The following is a 2,237-nucleotide window of genomic DNA, read 5'->3' as shown; positions in this document are numbered from 1 at the left end:
TCGCGTCGGCAATAGTCTCAATTCAATACTTGATATCACCGTATTATATATCAAGTAGTTGATTTTTTCCTAAAAATATATTGATTTTTGTCAATATAAGTATAGTTTTGTCTATGAAATTGTCAACTTAGGACTTGCTCATCTCTATGGTTTCACCACACTTCGTGAAGGGAATCTGCTGGATGTGATATAATTTTTGATTGTTGATGGCTTAATTGTTGTAATCTATTTGTTAAATCTGCGATCAATTTTTTAGCATTTTGTTTTAAAAATCCAGGAATATAATCTTGTACTTTTATAGGTTCAGCAATTTGAATACTTACATCTGTTCCCCAATTGGGATAGGGTTGACTATAGTTAATAGCTACAGGAATAATTTTGATGTCTAACCCTAGATGCAGATGTTCTGCACTTAAAGCTAAACGCGCAACACCTGATTTTAAAGGGTGAACTTTGCTATCTCGAAAAATATCACCTTCGGGATAAATCACCAACATTTCTCCCTGTGAAATTAACTCTACTGTATGACGCAAGGCGGCGATCGCAGGTTTTTGAGTATCTACAGGAAAACCTCCCATGCGTTTTACCAACCAACCTTGTATTCCTTGACACTCACTGCTTGTCACCATAAATCGCAGATCTCGACCACTAACATAACGACCTGTAGCATAGGGTAACAGCAAGGAATCCCAACGGGAACGGTGAGTAGGTGCAAGAATCACTGGTCCAGTTTTGGGGATATTTTCTTGCCCCAGGATGTCAATTTTAGCAAAATACATAGGTATCACCACATTATGCCCCAAACTATAGGCTAAAGAAGTTAACCAAGGGGAAACCTGTGATCTACTAAAAACCACCTTAGAAGTTTTAGAGATATTTGTTAGTTGAGAGGGGGACTTGGTAGACGCAGAGTAAAATTCCTTCATAACGGTGGCTGAAATTTAGCTGGTAAAATGTGACGCAAACTTGATTATGTCCACCGTAAATTTTCTTGAGTAATTTTTGTTTTCCTATCTGGACAGTTTAACCTCTGTCTGTTATTTATGCTTATGTCTTTTTGCTGCAAACCAGGACTGTAATTGTTGACGACAAGCTGATTCTAGAATACCTCCTACTACTTGTAAACGGTGATTGGATGCGGGGCTTGAGGGTATGTTAATAACAGTACGTATTGAACCAGTTTTAGTATCGTCCACACCATAGACAATCGTCGCCAAACGTGCATGGACGATAGCACCTGCACACATTGGACATGGTTCTAATGTGACGTAAAGGGTACATTGATCTAAACGCCAACTTTGTAAGGTTTTTGCGGCTGAACGAATAGCGATCACTTCCGCATGGGCAGTAGGGTCTTTGTCTCTTTCTTTTCTATTTTCACCTGTAGCTATTAAATTACCTGCTGCATCAACAATGACTGCACCTACAGGAACTTCCCCCGCTTCACCTGCTACCTGTGCTAATTCTAAAGCCTGATGCATCCATTGTTGGTGATTGAGGATTGGTGATTGGGGATTGGTGATTGGGGATTGGTGATTGGTCATCAGTAAATAACTGCTATTCCGATACAAAAAAGCTAACTAATACTAACAAAAGTTGGCTTTTTCTTCCTGTTTCACCCTAGCAGTGTCGGCACTATCTAGTCCACAGGCTAACACGATCCATCTGACCGCTTCTTGTTTTAAATTAATCGCAGCAACTAGCTACTAACCCTATTCTCTGTTCCCTATTAAGAGTTCCCTGTTTCCTGAGCTAACAACGGATCAAGTTGACCTTTTGTATCCAACTCATACAGATCATCACAACCGCCAATGTGTTGACTATTAATAAATATTTGGGGTACGCTACGGCGACCGTTGGCGCGTTCTGCCATTTTTGATCTCGCTTCTTCGTTACCGTCTATTTTGTATTCGGTAAATTTTACACCTTTCCAAGATAACAGCATTTTAGCACGTATACAATATGGGCAGGTTTGCCATGTATATATTTCTACTTTGGCTTTAATGCGTTCTGGGTGACGACCTAAAAGGGGGTTAAGAAAATCTAGCATATTTTTATTTTTTGTTATTTATATCTAGCTTAGATGATTTAGCGTGTTCTGCCGATACAAAAAAGCTAACTAATGCTAACAAAAGTTGGCTTTTTCTTCCTGTTTCACCCTAGCAGTGTCGGCACTATCTAGTCCACAGGCTAACACGATCAATCTGACCGCTTCTTGTTTTAAATTAATCGCAGCG

Annotated in this window: 3 protein-coding genes; all 3 read right to left on the bottom strand. The window is 39.5% G+C overall.

The features are described from left to right. Window positions 1–152: 152 nt before the first annotated feature. Window positions 153–926, bottom strand: coding sequence for a lysophospholipid acyltransferase family protein (locus PN497_RS25055; RefSeq protein WP_096572052.1), 774 nt, complete (start codon window positions 924–926; stop codon window positions 153–155). A 111-nt stretch (window positions 927–1,037) separates the two neighbouring features. Beyond that, entirely contained in the window at window positions 1,038–1,544 is a 507-nt protein-coding gene (gene tadA / locus PN497_RS25050) for a tRNA adenosine(34) deaminase TadA (RefSeq protein WP_096572051.1), read from the bottom strand. Between the two features lie 185 nt (window positions 1,545–1,729). Next, window positions 1,730–2,050, bottom strand: a complete 321-nt coding sequence (gene grxC / locus PN497_RS25045) for a glutaredoxin 3 (protein ID WP_096572050.1) — start codon at window positions 2,048–2,050, stop codon at window positions 1,730–1,732. Window positions 2,051–2,237 lie beyond the last annotated feature (187 nt).

It is taken from the genome of Sphaerospermopsis kisseleviana CS-549, from assembly GCF_028329225.1.
GTDB lineage: Bacteria > Cyanobacteriota > Cyanobacteriia > Cyanobacteriales > Nostocaceae > Sphaerospermopsis > Sphaerospermopsis kisseleviana.
The sequence above is the reverse complement of the archived record's forward strand: the minus strand, read 5'-3'. Positions and strand labels throughout refer to the sequence as shown.